The sequence below is a fragment of the Catenulispora acidiphila DSM 44928 genome (assembly GCF_000024025.1).
GTDB classification, from domain to species: Bacteria; Actinomycetota; Actinomycetes; order Streptomycetales; family Catenulisporaceae; genus Catenulispora; species Catenulispora acidiphila.
In genome coordinates this window covers 6,054,120-6,076,119 of record NC_013131.1, presented here as the reverse complement: position 1 = coordinate 6,076,119, position 22,000 = coordinate 6,054,120, and the positions used below count along the sequence as shown (strand labels likewise).

The 22,000-nt window shown below is 69.8% G+C and carries 17 protein-coding genes; 14 read left to right on the top strand and 3 right to left on the bottom strand.

What is annotated here, in order from left to right; all coding sequences use genetic code 11:
- Nucleotides 1–73: 73 nt before the first annotated feature.
- Entirely contained in the window at nt 74–2,767 is a 2,694-nt protein-coding gene (locus tag CACI_RS26090; RefSeq protein WP_015793862.1) for an alpha-L-rhamnosidase-related protein, read from the bottom strand.
- Nucleotides 2,768–3,080: 313 nt separating this feature from the next.
- Between CACI_RS26090 and CACI_RS26085 the strand changes: the two genes are divergently transcribed.
- The 13 genes from CACI_RS26085 (at nt 3,081) to CACI_RS26020 (ending at nt 18,105) form a co-directional block, all read left to right on the top strand.
- The gene (locus tag CACI_RS26085) at nt 3,081–3,842 is read left to right on the top strand and encodes a DeoR/GlpR family DNA-binding transcription regulator (RefSeq protein WP_015793861.1); all 762 of its coding nucleotides are present in this window, start codon (nt 3,081–3,083) and stop codon (nt 3,840–3,842) included.
- Nucleotides 3,839–4,816 (top strand): 1-phosphofructokinase, encoded by a 978-nt coding sequence (pfkB, locus tag CACI_RS26080; RefSeq protein WP_015793860.1) that lies wholly within the window; start codon nt 3,839–3,841, stop codon nt 4,814–4,816. The genes CACI_RS26085 and pfkB overlap by 4 nt, the downstream gene beginning before the upstream one ends.
- An 88-nt stretch (nt 4,817–4,904) precedes the next feature.
- The gene (mtlA, locus tag CACI_RS26075) at nt 4,905–6,098 is read left to right on the top strand and encodes a PTS mannitol transporter subunit IICB (protein WP_015793859.1); all 1,194 of its coding nucleotides are present in this window, start codon (nt 4,905–4,907) and stop codon (nt 6,096–6,098) included.
- Nucleotides 6,095–6,403 (top strand): PTS sugar transporter subunit IIB, encoded by a 309-nt coding sequence (locus CACI_RS52795; protein ID WP_015793858.1) that lies wholly within the window; start codon nt 6,095–6,097, stop codon nt 6,401–6,403. The genes mtlA and CACI_RS52795 overlap by 4 nt, the downstream gene beginning before the upstream one ends.
- Nucleotides 6,396–6,857, top strand: a complete 462-nt coding sequence (locus CACI_RS26065; RefSeq protein ID WP_015793857.1) for a PTS sugar transporter subunit IIA — start codon at nt 6,396–6,398, stop codon at nt 6,855–6,857. Before CACI_RS52795 ends, CACI_RS26065 begins: the two co-directional genes overlap by 8 nt.
- The gene (locus tag CACI_RS26060) at nt 6,854–7,894 is read left to right on the top strand and encodes a zinc-dependent dehydrogenase (RefSeq protein WP_015793856.1); all 1,041 of its coding nucleotides are present in this window, start codon (nt 6,854–6,856) and stop codon (nt 7,892–7,894) included. The genes CACI_RS26065 and CACI_RS26060 overlap by 4 nt, the downstream gene beginning before the upstream one ends.
- 26 nt (nt 7,895–7,920) lie before the next feature.
- A complete protein-coding gene (locus tag CACI_RS26055) occupies nt 7,921–8,202 on the top strand; it encodes an HPr family phosphocarrier protein (protein ID WP_015793855.1) in 282 nt (93 codons plus the stop codon).
- A gap of 382 nt (nt 8,203–8,584) precedes the next feature.
- Nucleotides 8,585–10,213, top strand: a complete 1,629-nt coding sequence (gene ptsP, locus CACI_RS26045) for a phosphoenolpyruvate--protein phosphotransferase (RefSeq protein ID WP_015793854.1) — start codon at nt 8,585–8,587, stop codon at nt 10,211–10,213.
- Between the two features lie 129 nt (nt 10,214–10,342).
- The gene (locus CACI_RS26040; RefSeq protein WP_015793853.1) at nt 10,343–11,983 is read left to right on the top strand and encodes an APC family permease; all 1,641 of its coding nucleotides are present in this window, start codon (nt 10,343–10,345) and stop codon (nt 11,981–11,983) included.
- A 70-nt stretch (nt 11,984–12,053) separates the two neighbouring features.
- On the top strand, nt 12,054–13,466 hold the full coding sequence (locus tag CACI_RS46050; RefSeq protein WP_015793852.1) for a TetR/AcrR family transcriptional regulator: 1,413 nt from the start codon (nt 12,054–12,056) through the stop codon (nt 13,464–13,466).
- Between the two features lie 31 nt (nt 13,467–13,497).
- A complete protein-coding gene (locus CACI_RS26030; RefSeq protein ID WP_015793851.1) occupies nt 13,498–14,643 on the top strand; it encodes an acyl-CoA dehydrogenase family protein in 1,146 nt (381 codons plus the stop codon).
- 67 nt (nt 14,644–14,710) lie between these two features.
- Complete coding sequence (locus tag CACI_RS26025) at nt 14,711–15,934, top strand: acetyl-CoA C-acetyltransferase (protein WP_015793850.1); 1,224 nt, start codon at nt 14,711–14,713, stop codon at nt 15,932–15,934.
- Nucleotides 15,935–15,951: 17 nt separating this feature from the next.
- Entirely contained in the window at nt 15,952–18,105 is a 2,154-nt protein-coding gene (locus CACI_RS26020) for a 3-hydroxyacyl-CoA dehydrogenase NAD-binding domain-containing protein (protein WP_015793849.1), read from the top strand.
- Nucleotides 18,106–18,190: 85 nt separating this feature from the next.
- Here the strand turns inward: CACI_RS26020 and CACI_RS26015 are convergent, their stop codons facing one another.
- Nucleotides 18,191–19,330 carry an epoxide hydrolase family protein gene (locus tag CACI_RS26015; protein WP_015793848.1) on the bottom strand — a complete coding sequence of 380 codons (1,140 nt, stop codon included), beginning with the start codon at nt 19,328–19,330 and terminating at the stop codon, nt 18,191–18,193.
- Nucleotides 19,331–19,355: 25 nt separating this feature from the next.
- Nucleotides 19,356–19,844, bottom strand: coding sequence for a hypothetical protein (locus tag CACI_RS26010; RefSeq protein WP_015793847.1), 489 nt, complete (start codon nt 19,842–19,844; stop codon nt 19,356–19,358).
- A gap of 175 nt (nt 19,845–20,019) precedes the next feature.
- On the opposite strand from CACI_RS26010, the gene CACI_RS26005 reads away from it, so the two are divergent.
- Nucleotides 20,020–21,981, top strand: a complete 1,962-nt coding sequence (locus tag CACI_RS26005; RefSeq protein ID WP_015793846.1) for a glycoside hydrolase family 9 protein — start codon at nt 20,020–20,022, stop codon at nt 21,979–21,981.
- Nucleotides 21,982–22,000: the final 19 nt, after the last annotated feature.

The window sequence follows — 22,000 nt, the reverse complement described above, 5'->3', positions numbered from 1 at the left end:
TCAGAGTGTTAAGGTTCACCGCAAAGATCTTGGAGCGTTGCACGAGGATCGGCGATGAATCGATTCATGCTGGCTACTCCACGTAGCACGCCTTCGCCGTGCCGAACACCGGGTCGCCGAACACTGCGACGGTGCACGGCGTCCCGCCGCTGAAGCTGCCGAAGAAGTACTGGCCGTTCGCCCCGAAGGCCACCTCGTGGGTCCCGGAGAACGTGCAGTTCCCGTTCTCGCCGGCGCAGGAGGTCCACGTCGCGAACGTCGGCGGCGGGTCGAGCAGGAAGCAGGCCTTGGTGGCGTTCGGTGCCGGATCGCCGAACACCGCGTCGTCGCAGGCGGTGCCGCCGCTGCCGAGCGTGGCGAACTTGTAGGCGCCGTTCGCGCCGTAGGCGACCGTCATCAGGTCGCTGAAGGCGCAGTTCTGGTTCTCGGTGGCGCATTGCTTCCAGCCGGGCGAAGCCGGCTGCGTGGTCCGTACGTAACACCACTTGGCGACGTTGGGAGCCGGATCGCCGAAGCTGGCGTTGCTGCAGGTCTTGGCGGTGCTGGTCTGCAGATAGTTGAAGCGTCCGCCGGTGCCGTAGGCGATCACCGAGGCGCCGCTCACCGCGCAGTTGCCGTTCTCGGCGGCGCACCGGGTCCATGCCCCGGGCAGTGCGCGGTAAGCGATCGGTGGCGCGGTCGCCGAGGCGCTGTAGGCGACGGTGTACACGCCGGGCGAGACTCCGCGGAAGTACACATACTGACCGTCGGTGTCCGCGCTCGTGATCCCCGACGCGCCTAGGAACGTGCTCCCATTCCATGCGGTCTGCCCGTTCACCGTCACCGTGCGGCTCTGTCCCCACGTCGGCACGGCGATCACGCCGGTGGAGCCGGCGTTGGTCGAGGAGTCCACCTGCAGGCTGAAGTCGCCGGCGGAGCCGTGGTTGTAAACGGCGTGGATCTGCTTGCCGGAGGCCACCGTCAGCGTGCCCTCGACGTGCGTCAGGTCGCCGGGGTGCGGCACGACCTGGTACGTGCCGCCGGACGGCGCGGTGGGGGAGATCCCGAGCACGTCGGTGGTCAGCGCGCCGGTCGGGCCGGTGGACCAGCCGTGCGCGAGACTGGTGAACGGGCTCGAATACGCGGTCAGTGTGCCGTTGTTGGAGTAGCCCTCCCAGAAGGTGCTGGCGGTGCCGATCGGCGAGGCGAGCATGTAGCCCCACTCGTCGCGGATCAGGTTGAGCGCGTTGACGTCGTCGCCGGCCGTGAAGTGCGCGTAGAGCTCCATCGAGCCGGCGAACGGCGAGAGGTTGTTGTTGAACTCAGGAGCCTGTGCTCCCAGGCTGTTCCAGTTCCCGCGCAGGTGCGCCATGATCGCAGTGGCCTGCGAAGCACTGGTCAGCCCGTACCAGACGGCCAAGGAGTTCCCGTCCTGCGGATACAGAGTGCTGCCCGGGTTGTCCTTGTAGGCGCCGACCGACACGTCCCACAGCTTGGCGTTGACGGCAGTCTTCAGGCTCGCGGCCTTGCTCGCGTAGGTCGCAGCCAGCGAGCTGTTGCCTTCGGCCGTGGCGAGTTTCGCGCCGGTGGTCAGCGCCTGGTAAAGCAGGGCATTGGCTTCGATGTTCTCCCCGGTCTGGTCGCCTCGGGCCCAGTCGTTGGTGTTGGTGACGTTCAGCAGGTTGCTGCTGTCGATCTTGGCGGTGATGAAGGTCATGCCGAGCTGGTACTTGCTCCATATGCTGTCCAGCCAGGCTTTGTCGGAGGTGTAGAGGTAGTACATGTATGTCCCGACCAGCGTCCAGGTGTGGTACGTGTCCGAGCCGTAGAAGCTGAACTCGGGACCGCCGTAGGGCAGCTCGCCGGTCGTCTTCTGGTTCTGGTACATGGTGGTCAAGGAGTTGCGGACGCCGAGCATGTCATCGGTGCTCACATACGCGGTGGTCGTCGAGACGCCCATGTCGCCGGGCCACACCGAGCGGTCCCGCTTCGCGCCGTCGGTGAGCACTTCGGTGCCGGTGCCGACCACGCCGTTGTTCTCCCAGCCCGAGGACGGCGGCGGCCACACCCGTCCCTCGGTCGGGTCGATGGTGTCCAGCTGCGTGGTGTAGGCGCCGGCGTACCAGACCTGGTTCAGCACGGCGTCGTTGGAGCAGAAGTAGTCCGGGTACGCCGCTGGATTCGCGGCGTTGGGCGCGGCGCTGAACGCCAGGGAGACGCCGTCCAGATCGGCGTAGCCGCCGGAGTTCAGGAAGAGCGTCAGATACCTGAATCCGCCTCGGAGTTTGTCCTTCGGCATGGTGTAGCTGCCACCGCCGGACGGGAGCGCGGTGGTGATCGCGCCGTCCGCGCTGCCGCCGCCGGAGGAGGCGTCGCTGGCATTGCCGACGAACTGGTTGGACTCGGAGAACGCCAGCCCGACGCTTTGGCTGGAATCGCTGGCGTCGGCGAAGCGCAGCGTCACAATGCCGCCGACCTCTTTGCCGAAGTCCAGCGTCACGGCCGAGCCGTTTCCGGTCAGCCGGGTGTTCTGGCCGCTCAAGACGGCGGAAGCGTTTCCGACGGTGCCGGAGGTGGCGTAGACCGAGACCGGGGAGACCGTTCGCGAGGTGGGGGACAGGTTGTCCGCGGCGCAGGGGTTGACGGTCGCCGTGGGCTTGGCGGCCGGAAGCGATGCCCGCGCATGGGGTGCCGCGGTTGCGTGAGCCGGCGCCGGGTCGCCGACGGCGGTGCTCAGACCGCCGATCGCGACGCCGAACGCGAGCAGGGCGATCGGGACGTGTTTCATGATTCCACTCCTCCTGAAACGTTTTCGAGCAGGGGGAAGCCAGCCGGCGAACAGTGGTGGGAGTGCACAGCGTGGTGCGGTCGAGCTGAAGATTAAATCGATTCAACCCTCGAATTCACTCCGGGATGCTACTCCCGCCCGGCACGGACGGCCAGAGTCCGCGTGCAAAGAATCAGAAGGCTGCGACGGTGAAGGTCGGAGCCTTGACAGCGGCCCGAGCCGGGCGTAAAACCAACACGAACAAAGGGAAACGGCGTGGAAACCAAACGCCGCCCCGCCGTACGAAGATCCACCAGCACCCTCGGGACGGCCCATGTACGCAGAGGAACGACAGCAGGCGATCTTGCACAAGGCGCGCCTCGACGGCCGCGTGGACGTCGTGGTCCTCGCCGAGGACCTGACGGTCACCACCGAGACGATCCGCCGGGACCTGACGGCCCTGGAACGGGCCGGCCTGGTGCGCCGGGTGCACGGCGGGGCGATCCCGGTCGAGCGCCTGGGCTTCGAACCCGCGCTGGCCGTGCGGGACCAGAGCATGACCGCCGAGAAGGAGCGCATCGTCAAGGCGGCGCTGGCCGAGGTCCCGCAGGAGGGCGCGATCATCATCGACGCCGGCACGACCACCGGCCGGCTGGCCTCGGCACTGCCGGCCGACCGCGAGCTGACCGTCGTGGTGAACGCCCCGGCGCTGGCCGCGCAGCTGGTCGCCCGGCCGAATCTCACGGTCCTGATGCTCGGCGGCCGGATCCGCGGCCGCACCCTGGCCGCGGTGGACGAGTGGGCGCTGGCTCCCCTGTCGCAGCTGTGTGTGGACGTGGCCTTCCTGGCGACGAACGGAGTCTCGGTGGCGCGCGGACTGACCACCCCGGATCTGGCGGAGGCGGCGGTGAAGCGGGCGATGATCGGCGCCGCCCGGCGCACCGTGCTGCTGGCCGACCACACCAAGGTCGGCAACGACTGCATGGCGCGCTTCGGCGGCCTGGACGACGTCGACCTGTTCCTCACCGACTCCGGTCTGGACGAGGAGACCGCCGCCGATTTCGGCGCCGCCGGGGTGCGGGTGGTCCGGGCATGATCGTGACCCTGACCCTGAACCCCAGCCTGGACCGCACGCTGGAGCTTCAGACGCTGCGCCTGGGCGAGGTGCTGCGCGCCACCTCCGCGCGGATCGACCCCGGCGGCAAGGGCGTGAACGTGACCCGGGTGCTGCGCGCCTTCGCCGTGGACTCGCACGCGGTGATCCCGTGCGCCGGTCCCGACGGCGAGGAACTGGTGCGGCTGCTGCAGAAAGCCGGCGTCCCGGTGACCGAGGTCCCGGTGGCCGGCTGGACCCGGTCGAACATCACGCTGGTCGAAGCCGACGGCCGGGCCACGAAGGTCAACGCCCCCGGCGGGGCGCTGACCGAAACGGAGGTGGCGCTGCTCGCCGAGACCGTCGTGGATCGGTGTGTATCGCAGAGTACAGAGAACGGCGGCGCCTCCTGGGCCGTTCTGTCCGGCAGCCTGCCCCCGGGCGTCCCGGACGACGTTTATGCGAGCTTGACCTCGCTGTTCGCCGAGCACGGCGTCAAGGTCGCGGTCGACACCAGCGGTGCGGCGCTGCTGGCCGCCGTCGACGCCGGACCGGATCTGGTCAAGCCCAACCGGCAGGAATTGGCTGCCGCTGTCGGGACGCCGCTGGTCAGCCTGGACGACGTCGTCGCCGCCGCCGAGAAGCTGCGTTCGCGCGGCGTGAAGGCGGTCGTGGCGAGCCTGGGTTCGGACGGCGCGGTCCTGGTGGACGAGACCGGCGCGGTCTTCGGCACGGCCGAGGCGATCGATCCGGTCAGCACCGTCGGTGCCGGGGACGCGCTGCTGGCCGGTTTCCTGGCCGCCGGGGCGCGCGGCGCGGACGCCTTGATCGAAGGCATGGCTTGGGCCCGGGCCGCTGTCGGGCTGCCCGGCAGCCAGATGCCCGGCCCGCGGGACGTCAGCCGGGAGGGCATCCGGGTCGTCCGCGACCCGGGAGGTAAACCGGCGGGCGCGGTCCCCTTGGCCGACAACGGCTGACGCCGCCTTCGCCGCCGCCACAGCAGCACCTGCACGACAAGTGAGGAACCAACCCACACGATTCCCTTGACGTCCCTAGGAGGACGCGATGTCTTCGATGGCTTATACGCCGGCTCCCACCGGCACCGGATTGAAGGCCACAGTCCAGAAGTTCGGCTCGTTCCTGGCCTCGATGGTGATGCCGAACATCGGCGCCTTCATCGCCTGGGGTCTGATCACGGCGCTGTTCATCCCGACCGGCTGGATCCCCAACAGCTCGCTGGGCGAGCTGGTCTCGCCGATGATCACCTACCTGCTGCCGATCCTCATCGGCTACACCGGCGGCCGGCTCGTGCACGGCCAGCGCGGCGCGGTCATCGGCGCCATCGCGACCACCGGCGTGGTCGTCGGCTCCTCGGTCCCGATGTTCCTGGGCGCGATGATCGCCGGTCCCGCCTCGGCGTGGGTGCTCAAGCAGTTCGACAAGCTCACCGCCGACCGGCTGCGCGCCGGGTTCGAGATGCTGGTCGACAACTTCTCCCTGGGCATCATCGGCGGCGGGTTCGCAGTGCTGGGCAAGTGGGCGATCGGGCCGGCGGTGAACCACGTCACCGACTGGGCCGGCACCGGCGTGAACTGGGTGCTGAACCACCACCTGCTGCCCTTCGTCAGCATCCTGATCGAGCCGGCGAAGGTGCTGTTCCTGAACAACGCCATCAACCACGGCGTCCTGGACCCGCTGGCGGTCGCGCAGTCCGCCGCGCACCACAAGTCGATCCTGTTCATGCTGGAGTCCAACCCCGGTCCGGGTCTGGGAATCCTGTGCGCTTACCTGCTGTTCGGCCCGCGCGCGCTGCGGCCGACGGTCCCGGGCGCCATCGTCATCGAGTTCCTCGGCGGCATCCACGAGATCTACTTCCCCTACATCCTGATGAAGCCGCGGCTGATCCTGGCCGCGATCGCCGGCGGGTTCGCGGGTATCTCAGTGTTCTCTATCACCGGCGCCGGACTGGTCGCCTCGCCCTCGCCGGGCTCGATCTTCGCCTACCTCACCGAGACGCCTCGGGGGAGCTACTTCGGGGTGCTGGCCGGGGTCGTGGTCGCCGCGGCGGTGTCGTTCGCGACCGCGTCGCTGCTGCTCGGGTTCGGGCGCGGGGAGAAGGCGGAGGAGATCGACGGCGAGGACGGCGCGACCGATTCCGTGGACGCCGCACCTGATGCCGTACCTGACACCGCACCTGCCATCACGACCGACACCGCGACCGTTCCCGTGCAGTCCTCACCCGAAGGAGCGCCGGCATGACCAGCATCCCCGTCTCGGACATCAAGAAGATCATCGTGGCCTGCGACGCCGGCATGGGGTCCTCGGTGATGCTCGCCGGGACCTTGAAGCGGCAGCTGAAGAACACCGGCGTGATCGTCGAGCACGCGCAGGTCTCGGCGATCCCTGCTGACGCCGACCTCATCTTGACGCAGCAGAGCCTGGCCGAACGCGCCCGCGCCGGCGCGCCGGGCAAGCCGGTGGTGACCTTCCAGATCTTCCTCGGCGATCCGGCCGTGAACAAGGTGGTCAAGGCCGTGAAGGAAGGCGGCAGCATCGATGTCTGATTCCCGTGACGGCCTGCTGGCCGAGCGGGCCGTCCGGTTCGGCGTCCACGCCACCGACCGGTACGACGCCGTCCGGCAGTGCGGGGAACTCCTCGTCGAGGTCGGCGCCGTGGCCGAGGAGTACGTCCCCTCGATGCGGGACCGCGAGGACGAGATCTCCACGTACATCGGCGCCGGGGTCGCGATCCCGCACTCGACCGCCGCCGGCAAGAAGTACGTCCGGCGCGACGCGCTGGCCGTCCTGGTCCTGGCCGAACCCGTCGACTGGGGCGAGGACCAGCAGGTGTCGCTGTGTGTGGCGATCGCCGCCCTCGGCGACCGGCACCTGGACATCCTGGCCGAACTCGCCGAGGTCCTGATGGATCCGGAGCGGGCTGAACAACTGCACCAGGCGAAAACCGCGAACGAAGTGATCCGGCTGCTCCAGCCGGCAGGAAAGGCAGAGAACGTATGAAGGCCGCTGTGTTCCACGGACCCGGGGACGTCCGGATCGAGGAGGTGCCCGAACCCACCGCCGCCGCCGGCGAGGTGAAGCTGCGGGTGCTGGCCTGCTCGATGTGCGGGACCGATCTGAAGATCTTCCGCTCCGGGCACTTCCGCATCAGCCCGCCCCGGGTCATGGGGCACGAGATCGCCGGCGAGATCGTCGAGGTCGGCGCCGGCGTCACCGGCTGGGCGCCGGGGGACCGCGTGCAGGTGATCGCCGCGATCCCGGACGGCACGTGCGAGGAGTGCGCCCGCGGGCACCAGACCGTGTGCCTGAACCAGGAATCGATGGGCTACCAGTACGAAGGCGGCTTCGCCGAGTTCATGGTGGTCCCGCACAGCGTGCTCGCGGTCGACGGCATGAACCGCATCCCCGACGGCGTCGGCGCCGACGAGGCCTCGGTCACCGAGCCGCTCGCCTGCGTGCTCAACGGCCAGGAACTGGCAGGCGTCGGCGCGGGCGACGTGGTGGCGGTCTTCGGCGCGGGCCCGATCGGCTGCCTGCACGTCCGCCTCGCGCGCTCCCGCGGCGCGTCCCGCATCATCATGATCGAGGTCAACCGCGAACGTCTCCGCCTCGCCGCCGACCTGGTCCACCCCGACGACACCGTCTGCGCCGAGGACGGCGACATCATCGAGCAGGTCCGCAAGCTCACCGACGGCCGCGGCGCGGACGTGGTCATCACCGCCACCGCAGCCGGCGCCGCCCAGGAACAGGCCCTCCAGATCGCCGCCCCCCGCGCCCGCATCAGCTTCTTCGGCGGCCTCCCCAAGGACAAGCCGACCATCACCCTGGACTCCAACCTGGTCCACTACCGCGAACTGACCATCGTCGGCGCCAACGGCTCCAGCCCCGCCCACAACGCCCGAGCCCTCCACCTGATCGCCACCGGCGAGGTCCCGGTCAAGGACCTGATCTCCGTCCGCCTCCCCCTCGACCGCGTCCTCGAGGCCCTCGACATCGTCGCCAAGGGCGAAGCCATCAAGGTCACCATCGAACCCTGACCCACCCGCCCCCGAAGGAGACCCCCATGATCGAGCGCACCGTCATAGTCGGATCCACCAGCGGCCTCCACGCCCGCCCAGCAAAACTGCTGGTCCAAGCCGCCGCCACCCAACCCACGACAGTGCGCCTCCGCATAGGCGACCGCCCCCCGATCGACACCCGCAGCATCCTCGCCGTCCTCGCCGCCCGAGTGAAACAAGGCACCGAGGTCACCCTCCAGGCCGAAGGCGACGGCGCCGAGGAGGCGGTCACGGCCCTGGCCGAGCTGATCGCCCGGAACCTGGACGAGGAGGGCGGGAATGCCTGAGGGCGGTGGCGGGAGTGGGGAGGCCGGAGCTGGCGGGCTTGGCGCGGCTGCGGGGCAGGGTGCTGAGCAGGCGGCGGCGCTTGCTGGTGTCGGTCAAGCTGGCGGTGTGGCTGGTGGCGAGCAGCAGGCCGGTGGGCCCGGGGCGACTGTTGGTCAGGGTGCTGAACAGTCGGCGACGCTTGCTGGTGCCGGTCAGGTTGGTGGTGTGGCTGGTGGCGGCGGGCTCGCGGCGGCTGCGGAGCAGGGTGCTGAGCAGTCGGCGACGCTTGCTGGTGCCGGTCAGGTTGGTGGTGTGGCTGGTGGCGGCGGGTTCGCGGCGGCTGCGGAGCAGGGTGCTGAGCAGTCGGCGGTGCTTGCTGGTGCCGGTCAGGTTGGTGATCCGGTGCTGCTGCGTGGTGTCGGAGTGAGCGCGGGCACGGTGATCGGTCCTGTCGTGCGCATGACTTCTCCGGCGCCGCTTCCGGCGCCCCGTGCCGTGACCGACCCTGCTGCTGAGGTGGCTTCGGCTCGGCATGGCGTCGCTGAGCTTGCTGCTGATCTGGCAGCGCGTGCTGAGCATCTGTCCGGCGAGGCGCGCGATATCCTCGAGTCGCTGGCCATGATCGCCGAGGACCCTCTACTCGCCGAGGACATCGAGCGGCGCATCGTCGGCGGCACCGATGCGCCGCATGCGCTCACCGAGGCGTTCGATGCTCAAGCCGACTTGCTGCGTGCCGACGGTGGGTATCTCGCCGAGCGTGCCGCGGATCTCGACGACCTGCGTGATCGTGCTGTCGCGATCGTGCTGGGCCGTCCTATTCCCGGCATCCCTGATCCCGGGCATCCCTTCGTGCTGGTCGCCGCCGATCTCGCGCCTGCCGATACCGCGAATCTGAACCCGGATCAGGTCCTTGCTATCGTCACCGAGCGCGGTGGTCCGACCAGCCACACCGCTATCCTCGCGCGTGGGCTCGGGATCCCGGCGGTCGTGGCCGTCGCCGGCGTGACTGCGGTCGGCGACGGCAGCGTCGTCGCGGTGGACGGCGCCGCCGGGACCGTCGCCCTCGGCGTCGATCCCGCTCCGGCCGGCTCCGTGCCGCGCGCCCGCGCTCAAGCGAACCTCGCCGATCTCGGTCCGTGCCGTACCCAAGACGGCCATCCCGTCTCCCTCTACCTCAACATCGGCTCGGTCAAGGACGTCCGCTCCGGCGCCCAAGGCGTCGGGCTGCTGCGCACCGAGTTCCTGTTCCTCGGCCGTAAGGAGACGCCGTCTGTCGCCGAGCAGCGTGCTGCCTACCTCGAGCTTTTCAACGCGTTCCCCGGCACGCGCGTCGTCATCCGCACTCTGGACGCCGGCGCCGACAAACCCCTGCCGTTCCTCGCCCTGCCCGCCGAAGAGAACCCGGCGCTCGGTGTCAGAGGGCTGCGGACCGCCCGCCTGCGCCCCGAGGTCCTGGACGATCAGCTCGCCGCCATCGCCTCGGCCGCGGCGGCAGCGTCCTGCGAGGTCTGGACGATGGCGCCGATGGTCGCCACGCCCAACGAGGCTGCGGAGTTCGCCGCCCAAGCTCGCGCCCACGGCCTGGAGCACGTCGGCGCCATGATCGAGATCCCGGCGGCGGCACTGCGCGCGGCGCGCCTGCTGGAGCACCTGGACTTCCTGTCCATCGGCACCAATGACCTCGGCCAGTACACGATGGCCGCCGACCGCCAGGACGGCCGCCTGCCGGACCTGCTCGATCCCTGGCAGCCAGCACTGCTGGAGCTGATCGCGCTGGCGGCCGAGGCCGGGGGCGCGGCGGGCAAGCCGGTCGGGGTCTGCGGTGAGGCGGCGGCTGATCCGCGGTTGGCGCCGGTGCTCGTCGGGCTCGGGGTGACGTCGCTGTCGATGGCGGCCGCCGCGGTTTCCGCCGTGCACGCCGCGCTCAGCGCGCGCACCCTGACGCAGTGCCGTGACCTGGCGGCGAAGGCGCGCGACGCCGTCGATCCGGCCGCCGCCCGGGAGGCTGTGGCGGAAATGTCGCGGTCCTGACACGCCTCGCCACGTCACACCACGACTCACCACGTCTGACCACCCCTCGCCACCTCTCAGAGCGCTGCGGGTGACCCGTTCGGAGTCAGGAAGGTTACAAAAGCACTCTTTCGGACCAAACCTTCGACTATGGCGGTACACGAAGCGGCCGGAGGCGCGGGACAGCCCTCCACCCACCTGCGGCGGGACATCGGCCTGATCGGCCTGCTGTGGGCCTCCGAGGGGTCGATCATCGGCTCGGGCTGGCTGTACAGCGCGCAGAAGGCGCTGGTCGCGGCCGGTCCGGCGGCGCTGATCAGCTGGGGCATCGCGGCGGTGGCGATCATCGCGCTGGCGTTCGTGCACGCCGAGCTCGGCGGCATGTTCCCGGTCGCCGGCGGGACGGCGCGCTATCCGCACTACGCCTTCGGCGGCGCGGCCGGCGCCTCGTTCGGGTGGTTCACCTGGCTGCAGGCGGTGACGGTCCCGCCGATCGAGGTGCAGGCGATGATCGGCTACGCGCAGCACTACACCTGGGCCGACAGCTGGCAGCACAAGGACGGCACGCTCACCGGCTACGGCGAGCTGGTCGCGATCTTGCTGATGGCGCTGTTCACCGCGGTGAACTTCCTCGGGATCCAGAAGCTGGCGGCCGTGAACAACGCCGCGACCTGGTGGAAGGTCGGCGTTCCGCTGCTGACCATCTTCGTGCTGGCCTTCACCCACTTCCACAGCGAGAACTTCACCGCGGCCTCCGGCGGCGGCTTCATGCCCTTCGGCGCGCACGGCATCATGTCGGCGGTGTCGACCTCCGGCATCATCTTCGCGCTGCTCGGCTTCGAGCAGGCGATCCAGCTCGCCGGCGAGTCGCGCAACCCCAAGCGCGACATCCCGCGCGCGACGATCCTGTCGATCCTGATCGGCGCCGCGATCTACATCATGCTGCAGGTGGTCTTCATCGCCGCGCTGCCGGCCGCGACGTACGCCGCCGGCTGGGCGCACCTGGACTACAAGAACATCAGCGGCCCGTTCGCCGGGCTCGCGACCCTGGTCGGGCTCGGCTGGCTGGCGACCGTCCTGTACATCGACGCGATCATCTCGCCCGGCGGCACCGGCCTGATCTACACCACGTCCACCTCGCGCATCACCTACGGACTGAGCAAGAACGGCTACGTCCCGGTGCAGTACGAGCACGTCACCAAGCGCGGCGTGCCGTGGCTGGGCATGCTCACCGCGTTCGTCGTCGGCTGCGTCTGCTTCCTGCCGTTCCCCAGCTGGCAGCAGCTCGTGTCCTTCATCACCTCCGCCAGTGTGCTGATGTACGCCGGGGCGCCGCTGGCCTTCGGCGTGTTCCGCGAGAAGCTGCCGGATCTGGAGCGTCCCTACCGGCTGGCCGGCGGGGAGGTGCTGTCGCCGTTCGCGTTCATCGTGGCGAACTTCATCATCCTGTGGGCCGGCTGGGAGACCGACTGGCGGCTCGGGATCGCCATCGTCATCGGCTACGCGGTGCTGGCGCTCTCCCGCGCCTTCCGCCTGAACCCGCGGCATCCCCCGATGGAGTGGCGCTCGGCGCAGTGGCTGCTGCCGTATCTGCTGGTGATGGGGATCATCGTGCGGACCAGCGCGTTCGGGCCGATGAAGGACCCGTGGTTCACGGAGTGGACGTCGCTGATCGCGGTCGCGGTGGTGAGCCTGGTGGTCTACTACTGGGCCAGGGCGGTGGCGCTGCCGGTGGAGCGGATCCGGGCACACGTCGCGGACGTCGAGATCGTCGACGCGGGTGGGCACTGAAGGCCGGCGGCGAGCCCCGGTGCGGCGGCGGCCTTGTCAGTGGCGGCGGCACGGGATCAAGCTGACTCCCATGACGACCCGGACCCCGACCCCGCGGACCCGCGCGCGCCGCGACCAGCTGACGGCCATCGCCGCCGGCCTGTTCGCCCGCGACGGCTACCACAACGTGACCGTCGGCGACATCGCCGCCGCCGCGGGACTGTCCGGCCCGGCCATCTACCGCCACTTCCCCGGCAAGCAGGCCCTCCTGGCCGAGGTGGTGCGCTCCGGCTTTGACGAGATGGCCGGCGTCCTGGCCGCCGACCTGGCCGGGACGTCGGACGCGGCCGAACGACTGCGCAGGACGTACCGCGACCTGGCCGCGTTCGTGACCCGCCGGCCCGAATTCGGCGTGATGTGGCGCCGCGAGTACCGCCACCTGGCGCCCGAGGACGCCGCCGAGCTGGCCAAGCGCATGGGAGAGGCCTCGGACGCGGTGGTCGCGGAGCTGCGCGTACTGCGCCCGGAACTGGAACCCGCGGACGCGGAACTGGTGGCATGGGCGGCGCTGAGCGTGATGGGCAGCGTCTCGGACCACCGGGTGCGGCTGCCGCGCGCGGCCTTCGAGGAGCTGCTCGCCGGGATCGCGATGGATGTGGTGTCGGTGGAGTTCGGCGCGGGCACTGAGAGCGTAGATAACAGGCCCCAAAAGATAGACGCGCAAGACCGGAAGGAACAGATCCTGGCTGCCGCCGCGCGACTGTTCTGGGACCGCGGCTATCACGAGGTGACGCTGGACGAGATCGGGGCGGCGGCGGGGATCGCCGGGCCCAGTGTCTACAGCCACTTCGCGGGGAAGACCGACCTGCTGCGGACGATCACCGAGCGGATCGGGGAGTTGTTGCGGCGGGATCTTGTTGCGAGCGATGCTGCGGCGCAGGAAAGAGTGGCGCAGGAAAGAGCAGAGAAGGCCAGCGGCTCGGTGGCAGCTGCGAGTGTGCCCGAGCTGGCGCTGGACTCGGCCGCCGAGCAGCTGCTTGAGCCTGCCTCGGCTGCTGCCGCGAGTGCGCCTGACCCAGCGGCTTCGATCGCGAGCGTGTCCGCGCCGGCGCCCGATTCCGCCGCCGCAGCTCTCGCCATCACCGCCACCGCCACCCTCGCCGACCTGGCCACCCGCTACGTCACCACCGTCCTGTCCTCCCGCGACCTCGTCGCCGCCTACTTCACCGAGGGCCACAACCTCCCCGACCGCGATCGTGCCGAGACGCGCCGGTTTCAGCGTGCCTACGCCGCGCACTGGTCCGCGCTGCTCGCGAGTGCGGATCCCGGCGCCTCGCCTGAGGAGATCCGGATTCGGGTGCTCGCGGCGTTCGCCGTCGTCAACGACACGGCGCGGACCCGTCGGCTGCTCGAACGGCCCGGGTTGGCCGGGCGGTTGCGGGCGCTGATGCTGGCGGTGCTCTTGACACCGGTGTCCGGGGCGCGCGATGTTAATCGCCGTTAGGCGGTGGGCCTCGGCAGACATGGAGTCGCAGATGAGCGGATCGCCCTGGGCGGGCGAGGATGTGGAGGCGGTGCGCGAGCTTGCTGCGGCCTTCTTCACCAATGAGGCGTTGCCGCGGGAGGAGGAGTTCGCGGCGCAGGGCTTCCCGAGTGCGGAGATCTGGCAGGCGGCGGGCAAGGTCGGGCTGCTGTGCGCGTCCATTCCTGAGGAGTACGGCGGCGGGGGCGGGACGTTCGCGCACGAGGTCGCCATCACCGAGGCGCAGATGCGCTCCGGTGCGGGCGCCATGGCGATCGCCGTGCACGCCGGCATCGTCGCGCACTACCTCAACGCGTACGCCACCGAGGAGCAGAAGCTGCGCTGGCTGCCGCGCATGGCCGCCGGGGAGCTGATCGGCGCGATCGCCATGACCGAGCCCGGGACCGGCTCGGACCTGCAGAACGTCGCCACCAAGGCGGTGCGCGAGGGCGATGAGTACGTCATCACCGGCGCCAAGACCTTCATCACCAACGGCCACACCGCCGGGCTGGTCGTCATCGTCGCCAAGACCGACACCAGCCAGGGCGCGCACGGCGTCTCGCTGCTGGTCGCCGAGGTCGGCGACGACACTCCAGGCTTCCAGCGCGGCCGCGTTCTGAAGAAGGTCGGGCAGCACAGCACCGACACCGCCGAGCTGTTCTTCGACGGTCTGCGCGTCCCGGCCGAGAACCTGCTCGGCGGCGTGGAGGGCCAGGGCTTCGTCCAGCTCATGCTCCAGCTGCCGCAGGAACGGCTGTTGGTCGCCGCGATCGGAATGGCGATGCTGGAGGCGGCCGTTGACTACACCGTGGCCTACACCAAGGAGCGCGAGGCTTTCGGCAAGCCGCTGTTCAAGCTCCAGAACACCCGCTTCGAGCTGGCCGAGTGCGCCACGATCGCGCGCGTGGCCCGGGTCTTCTTCGACGACTGCGTGGTCAAGCACCTGGCCGGCGGCCTGGACGCGACGACCGCCTCGATGGCCAAGTACTGGATCACCGACCGCCAGACCGAGGTGATCGACCGCTGTGTGCAGCTGCACGGCGGCTACGGCTACATGCTCGAGTACCCGATCGCGCGGCTGTTCGCCGACGGCCGGGTGCAGCGCATCTACGGCGGCGCCAACGAGATCATGAAGGAACTGATCGCCCGCTCGCTGTAGCGGCGCGACCGGACAGACAGCCTGGGCAGACAGCTCGGACAGATAGAACTGACAGGAAGGAACAGCGATGTCGAACGCGTACGTCTACGACGCGATCCGGACACCGCGCGGCCGGGGCAAGCAGAACGGCTCGCTGCACACCGTCAAGCCGATCTCCCTGATGGTCGGGCTCATGGAGGAGATGCAGGCCCGCCACCCGAACCTGGACCCCGCGCTGATCGAGGACGTGATCCTCGGCGTGGTGTCCCCGATCGGCGAGCAGGGCTCGGACATAGCCAAGGTCTCGGCGCTGGCCGCCGGGCTCCCGGACACCACCGCCGGCGTCCAGCTGAACCGGTTCTGCGCCTCGGGGCTCGAAGCGGTGAACACCGCGGCGCAGAAGGTCGCCTCGGGTCTGGGCGAGGACCTGATCCTGGCCGGCGGCGTGGAGTCGATGTCCCGCGTGGCCATGGGATCCGACGGCGGCGCCTGGTTCGAGGACCCGCAGACCGCCTACGACATCTCCTTCATCCCGCAGGGCATCGGCGCGGACCTGATCGCCACCATCGAGGGCTTCTCGCGCACCGAGGTCGACGAGTTCGCGGTCCGCTCGCAGGAGCTCGCCGCCGCCGCGCGCGCCGCCGGCCACTTCAAGAAGTCGGTCGTCCCGGTCCGGGACCGCAACGGCCTGACGATCCTGGACGAGGACGAGTTCATCCGCCCCGGCACGACCGTGCAGACGCTGTCCGGCCTCAAGCCCTCGTTCGAGGCGATCGGCGACCTCGGCGGCTTCGACGCCGTGGCGCTGCAGAAGTACCACTGGGTGGAGAAGATCGACCACGTCCACCACGCCGGCAACTCCTCCGGCATCGTCGACGGCGCCGCGCTGGTGCTGATCGGCAACGAGACGGCCGGGCGGGCCGCGGGCCTGACCCCGCGGGCCCGGATCCTGTCCACCGCGGTCTCCGGCGCGGACTCCACGATCATGCTCACCGGTCCCGCGCCGGCCGCGAAGAAGGCGCTGGCCAAGGCCGGGCTGGACATCGAGGACATCGACCTGGTGGAGATCAACGAGGCGTTCGCGGCCGTGGTGCTGCGCTTCGTGCGCGAGATGGGGGAGAGCGACCTGCCGCTGGAGAAGGTCAACGTCAACGGCGGCGCGATCGCCATGGGCCACCCGCTGGGCGCCACCGGCGCGATGCTGATCGGCACGATCGTGGACGAACTCGAGCGCCGGGACCTGCGCCGCGGCCTGGTCACGCTGTGCGTGGGCGGCGGTATGGGCATTGCCACCATTGTCGAGCGGGTCTGAGGACGGGGACGAGCACTATGAGCGAGCAGAACCACTTCGGCTGGGACCGGGACGCCGACGGCGTGGTCACCTTGACCATGGACGCGCCGGGCCAGTCCGCCAACACCATGAACCGCGCCTTCGTCGAAGCCCTCGGTCCGGTCCTGGACCGGCTGGAGGCGGAGAAGGACGACATCGCCGGCGTCGTGGTCACCAGCGCCAAGAAGACCTTCTTCGCCGGCGGTGATCTCAATGAGCTGATTCAGGCCCGGCCCGAGGACGCCGCCGACATCATGGCCCGCAACATGCTCATCAAGGCGCAGCTGCGCCGCCTGGAGACCCTCGGCAAGCCGGTCGCCGCCGCGATCAACGGCGCGGCGCTCGGCGGCGGGCTGGAGATCGCGCTGTCCTGCCACCACCGCGTGGCGCTGGACGCCAAGGGTTCGGAGATCGGCTTCCCCGAGGTCACGCTCGGCCTGCTGCCCGGCGCCGGCGGCGTCGTGCGCTCGGTGCGGCTGCTGGGCATCACCGACGCGCTTCTCAAGGTCCTGCTTCAGGGGCAGCGCTACAAGCCGCAGGCGGCGCTGGAGAACGGCCTGGTGCACGAGGTCGTGGCCACCCCCGAGGAGATGCTGGCCGCCGCCAAGGCGTGGGTGCTGACCAACCCGGAGGCCAAGCAGCCCTGGGACGCCCCCGGTTACCGGATTCCCGGCGGCGACCCGAAGAACCCGAAGTTCGCCGCGAACCTGCCGGCGTTCCCGGCGAACCTGCGCAAGCAGCTCAAGGGCGCGAACTACCCGGCGCCGCGCAACATCTTGGCCGCCGCCGTCGAGGGCGCGCGCGTGGACTTCGACAATGCCCTGATCATCGAGGCGCGGTACTTCGTCGAGCTGGTCACCGGGCAGGTGGCGAAGAACATGACGCAGGCCTTCTTCTTCGACATGCAGAAGGTGACCAACGGCGCCTCGCGCCCGGCCGGCTACGAGCCGTGGAAGGCCACGAAGGTCGCGGTGCTCGGCGCGGGCATGATGGGCGCCGGGATCGCCTACGTCTGCGCGCGCGGCGGCATCGAGGTCGTGCTGAAGGACGTCAGCGTCGAGGCTGCCGAGAAGGGCAAGGCGTACTCCGCCGGCATCCTGGACAAGGCGGTCTCGCGCGGGAAGATGACCCGCGAGGCCACCGATGCGGTCCTGGCCCGGATCCGCCCGACCGCCGACGCCGCCGACGCCGCAGGCGCCGACCTGGTCATCGAGGCCGTCTTCGAGTCCCCGGAGCTGAAGGCGAAGGTGTTCGGCGAGATCCAGGACGTCGTCGCCCCCGACGCGCTGCTGGGCTCGAACACCTCCACGCTGCCGATCACCGACCTGGCGCACGCGGTCACGCGCCCGGCGGACTTCATCGGGCTGCACTTCTTCTCCCCGGTGGACAAGATGCCGCTGCTGGAGATCATCGTCGGCGAGCAGACCTCGGACGCGGCCATCGCCAAGGCCTTCGACCTGGCCCGGCAGATCAAGAAGACCCCGATCATCGTCAACGACAGCCGCGGCTTCTTCACCTCCCGCGTCATCGGCCGCTTCCTGGACGAGGCGGTGGCGATGGTGAACGAGGGCCTGAGCCCGGCCTCCATCGAGCAGGCCGGCTCCCAGGCCGGCTACCCGGCGCCGCCGCTGCAGCTGATGGACGAGCTGACGCTGACCCTCCCGCAGAAGATCCGCAAGGAGGCGCGCGCCGCCGCCGGCGCGGACTGGACCGAGCACGGCTCCGAGGCCGTCATCAACCGCATGGTCGACGAGTTCGGCCGCGGCGGCCGCTCGGCCGGCGCGGGCTTCTATGAGTACCAGGACGGCAAGCGCACCGGCCTGTGGCCCGGTCTGCGCGCGGCGTTCCCGCCGCACGTGGGCATCCCGTTCCAGGACATGCAGGAGCGCATGCTGTTCGCCGAGGCGCTGGACAGCGTCCGCTGCCTGGACGAGGGCGTGCTGCGCTCGGTCGCCGAGGCGAACGTCGGCTCCATCCTCGGCATCGGCTTCCCGGCCTGGAGCGGCGGCGTGATCCAGTACATCAACGGCTACGACGGGGGCGTCACCGGCTTCGTGGCGCGCGCCAAGGAGCTGTACGAGAAGTACGGCGAGCGGTTCGCCGTGCCGCAGTCGCTGATCGAGAAGGCCGAGCGCGGGGAGCGGATCGAGTAGGCGCCTGCGGCGCGCCTGCCGAGCCGCGCTATAAGCGGAACGGCGTCGGCTGTTTTCGGATGTTTCCGGACAGCCGACGCCGTCCTCAGCTGATGGGCTGCCTCAGGAGCCTGAAGAACTCGGCGATGTCCCCGGCCAGCAACTCCGGCTCTTCCATCGCCGCGAAATGTCCTCCGCGCTCGAACACCGTCCAGCGCTCCACTTGGTAGAGCCGCTCGTACCACGCGCGGGGGACCTGTCCCTCGGACACGAACTCGTTCGCGAACACGGCCATCGCCGTCGGTACCCGCACCCGGTCCTGCGGTCCGATCGGCGTGCCGTGCCAGCGGTTGTCGTAGTAGTCGCGCATGGAGGAGGTGATCGAGTCCGTCGCCCACCACAGGGTCAGCATTGTCAGCAGGCTGTCACGCCCGAACGTGGCGTTCAGGTCGCCGCCGCTGTCGGACCAGGAGCGCCACTTGTCCAGAACCCAGGCCGCAAGGCCTGCGGGGGAGTCGTTCAGGCCGTAGCCCAGCGTCTGCGGGCGCGTTGATTGCACTGCGCTGTAACCGCGCTCGGTCTGCTCCCAACGTTCCACCTGCGCCAGGTACGCCTGCTCCTCGGGCGTCAGCGGCGCCGCGCCCGGTCCGTCGTAGGGCGCCAATTCCGGTGTGCTCAGGTGGATTCCGATCATGCGCTCAGGTTCCATCAGCGCCATGTGCGTCGCGATGCCGGCGCCGAAGTCTCCGCCGCATGCGCCGTAGCGCTCGTATCCGAGCCCTTGCATGAGCCGGTGCCACATACCCGCGACGTGTCGCCGGTCCACGCCGACCCGCGCCGGGCGTTGTGAGAACACGTATCCCGGCAGTGACGGCACCACCAGGTCGAACCGGTCGCCGAGCCGGTCCACCAGACCGAGCATCTCGGCGAAGGTGCTCGGCCAGCCGTGGGTCAGGATCAGCGGGACGCGGTCGCCGCCGCTGTCGCTTCTGTGGTGCACGAAGTGGACGCGCACCCCATCCACCTCAGCCGTGAAGTGCCGATACCGGTTCAGCGAACGCTCCGCGGCCCGCCAGTCGAACCCGTCGGCCCAATATTCCAGCAGCTCCCGCAGATAGCCGACCTCGACGCCCTGGCTCCATGCCTCGCCGGGCGCCGCGTCCGGCCAGCGGGTCCGCGCGATCCGCTCGCGCAGGTCGGTCAGGACAGCGTCCGGGATCGAGACGGTGAAGGGATCGATGCGCATCCGTCCATGATCTCAGTCGGTGGTCTCAGTCAGTGCAATAAGGACTCTGGTTCGACGTGCTGAGCGTCGCCAGCTTCCACTTGTCGTTGTCCGGCAGGATGCTCACCTTCAGACACGCGTGCTGCGCCGCCGCGTCCTTGGCCGCGTGGTCCACGTACACCAGGCTCACCCCCTCGCCGAGCAGGCACAGAATGCCGCCGCACAGCAGCATCACGGCCGCGTGCAGGGCCACCGTGCTCAGGACCGGGTGGTTGGTCATCGTGCTGGCCAGCGTCTTGGCGTCGCCGCGCGAGACGTAGCGGACGCATGGCGGCGCCCCGCAGATCTTCTGCGCCTGACCGGTGGTCCCGGTCGTCGGCGGCGCCGATGCGGCCACCACCGTCGTGCCGCCGGAAGACCCCGACGAGGAGGACCTCGAGTCGGCGTCCGACTGGCATGCCGCCACGAACAGTAAGAGCACTGTCAGGATCAGCGCCAAGCCGGTCCGGCTCCGGGCACTCGTATGATCGGCCATGTCCCCACCCCCACCGTTATGTCACAGGCCTGCTTTCCACAGTAGCGGGGCGGCGCTGTCTGTTCCGGCTGGATGCGCGGCCGCATTGCCAGACCCTTGACGGCGTGCGGCCGCCCGGATAAGTTCGCCGACACGTCTCGTTAGGAAGCTTTCCTAACTAAGGAGGGGCACTCGCATGGTTTCCAGGGCACGACCGCGTTTCCGCCACCGCAGGACGGTCGCCGCGCTCAGCGCCGTCAGCCTGGCCGGCCTGACGGTCGGCACCGCCACCGTGCTCTCGCAGCCCGCGCAGGCCGCGCAGTCCGCGAACACCGGGCTGGTCCGCGTCGACCAGGCCGGGTACCTGGCCGGGGACGTGAAGCAGGCGTACCTGATGACCGGCGGGGCGGTGTCTGGGGCGAAGTTCTCGGTGCTGAACGCCAAGGGCAAGACGGTACTCACCGGCAAGGTCGGCGGCACCAGCCTCGGCAAGTGGAACGCCGCCTATCCGGACGTCTACCCGATCGTCTTCAGCGGCTTGAAGACGCCGGGGACCTACCACATCGCGGTCGCCGGGAGCGCCTCGGGCAGCTCGCCGACGTTCACCGTCACCAGCTCCGGCTCGCTCTACGGCAAGCTGGTCACCGACGGCGTCACCTTCTTCCAGACCCAGCGCGACGGCTCGAACGTCGTCCCCGGCGCCCTGAACCGCAAGCCCTCGCACCTGAACGACGCCGCGGCGAGCCTCTACGCCTGGCCGACCTTCGCCCCCGACGACTCGGACACCATCACCGACGCCGACCTGACCAAACTCGGCGGTACCGTCGACGTCTCCGGCGGCTGGTTCGACGCCGGCGACTACTTGAAGTTCTCCAACAACGAGGCCTTCGGCGACATCACGCTGCTGGCCGCGCAGCGCGCCCTGGGCTCCTCCGCCCCGGCCTCGCTGACCGCCGAGGCGCACTACGGCGAGACCTGGCTGAACAAGGCCTGGAACCAGAAGACGAAGACGCTGGTCTTGCAGGTCGGCATCGGCTCGGGCAATGCCGCCGGTACTTTCACCGGCGATCACGACCTGTGGCGCCTGCCGCAGAAGGACGACGGCGACACCGCCACCGCCGACCGCTACTCCGCCGCGCACCGCCCGGCGTTCCTCGCCGCCAGTCCGGGGGCGAGGATTAGCCCGAACATCGCCGGGCGCGTGGCGGCGGCGTTCGCCCTGGCCGCGCAGGTCGACGCGAAGAGCAACCCCAAGCAGGCCGCCGCCGAGTACCAGGCTGCCGCCTCGGTGTATGCGCAGGCTGATACCAGCGCTCCGCCGAGCCCGCTGACCACCGCGCTGCCGAACGGCTACTACCCCGAGTCGATCTGGCACGACGCGATGGAGTTGGGCGGCGCCGAACTGGCACTGGCCGCGCAGAAGCTGGGACACAGCCCTTCTTCGTACCTGTCGCAGGCCGCTACTTACGCCAAGGACTACATCGCCTCCGACACCGGCGACACGTTCAACCTCTACGACAACAGTGCCCTGGCACACGCCGACCTGATCAAGGCGATCGCCGCCGCCGGCAACCCGTCGGGGCTGGCGGTCACTCGTGCCGCACTGACCGCGGACCTGAAGCGGCAGGTGCAGTCGGCGGCGAGCAAGGCCTCCTCCGACGTCTTCCACGCCGGCGGCGACTACGCGGACTTCGACGTCAACGCGCACACCTTCGGCTTCCTGACCGAGGAGGCGCTGTACCGGCAGGCCAGCGGCGACACCTCGTTCCAGTCCTTCGCCACCGAACAGCGCGACTGGCTGCTGGGCGCCAACGCCTGGGGACAGGCGTTCATGGTGGGAGAGGGCAGCACCTTCCCGAAGTGCATGCAGCACCAGGTCGCGAACCTGTCCGGCAGCCTGAACGGCACCGGCGCGATCGCCACCGGCGCGGTGATGAACGGCCCGAACAACACCAGCAACTTCGACGGCGGCCTCGGCTCCTACCAGGACGGCATGAAGCCCTGCCCGCCCGGCGGCACTGACCCCGACACCAAGTTCACCGGCCACAACAGCCGCTTCTCCGACGACGTCCGCTCCTGGCAGACCGACGAGCCGGCCCTGGACATGACCGGCTCGGCAGTCCTCGGCGCCGCGATGCAGGAGACCCTCGGCGGCTGACCGGCGCCCCGCAAGAGCG

Bases quoted from the DNA above. Each gene is read 5' to 3' on its own strand.
- CACI_RS26085 (WP_015793861.1), top strand. From the start codon at position 3,081: ATGTACGCAGAGGAACGACAGCAGGCGATCTTGCACAAGGCGCGCCTC.
- CACI_RS26010 (WP_015793847.1), bottom strand. From the start codon at position 19,844: ATGGCCGATCATACGAGTGCCCGGAGCCGGACCGGCTTGGCGCTGATC.
- CACI_RS26015 (WP_015793848.1), bottom strand. From the start codon at position 19,330: ATGCGCATCGATCCCTTCACCGTCTCGATCCCGGACGCTGTCCTGACC.
- CACI_RS26030 (WP_015793851.1), top strand. From the start codon at position 13,498: ATGAGCGGATCGCCCTGGGCGGGCGAGGATGTGGAGGCGGTGCGCGAG.
- CACI_RS26040 (WP_015793853.1), top strand. From the start codon at position 10,343: ATGGCGGTACACGAAGCGGCCGGAGGCGCGGGACAGCCCTCCACCCAC.
- CACI_RS46050 (WP_015793852.1), top strand. From the start codon at position 12,054: ATGACGACCCGGACCCCGACCCCGCGGACCCGCGCGCGCCGCGACCAG.
- CACI_RS26060 (WP_015793856.1), top strand. From the start codon at position 6,854: ATGAAGGCCGCTGTGTTCCACGGACCCGGGGACGTCCGGATCGAGGAG.
- CACI_RS26020 (WP_015793849.1), top strand. From the start codon at position 15,952: ATGAGCGAGCAGAACCACTTCGGCTGGGACCGGGACGCCGACGGCGTG.
- CACI_RS26005 (WP_015793846.1), top strand. From the start codon at position 20,020: ATGGTTTCCAGGGCACGACCGCGTTTCCGCCACCGCAGGACGGTCGCC.
- pfkB (WP_015793860.1), top strand. From the start codon at position 3,839: ATGATCGTGACCCTGACCCTGAACCCCAGCCTGGACCGCACGCTGGAG.
- CACI_RS26065 (WP_015793857.1), top strand. From the start codon at position 6,396: ATGTCTGATTCCCGTGACGGCCTGCTGGCCGAGCGGGCCGTCCGGTTC.
- mtlA (WP_015793859.1), top strand. From the start codon at position 4,905: ATGTCTTCGATGGCTTATACGCCGGCTCCCACCGGCACCGGATTGAAG.
- CACI_RS26025 (WP_015793850.1), top strand. From the start codon at position 14,711: ATGTCGAACGCGTACGTCTACGACGCGATCCGGACACCGCGCGGCCGG.
- CACI_RS52795 (WP_015793858.1), top strand. From the start codon at position 6,095: ATGACCAGCATCCCCGTCTCGGACATCAAGAAGATCATCGTGGCCTGC.
- CACI_RS26090 (WP_015793862.1), bottom strand. From the start codon at position 2,767: ATGAAACACGTCCCGATCGCCCTGCTCGCGTTCGGCGTCGCGATCGGC.
- CACI_RS26055 (WP_015793855.1), top strand. From the start codon at position 7,921: ATGATCGAGCGCACCGTCATAGTCGGATCCACCAGCGGCCTCCACGCC.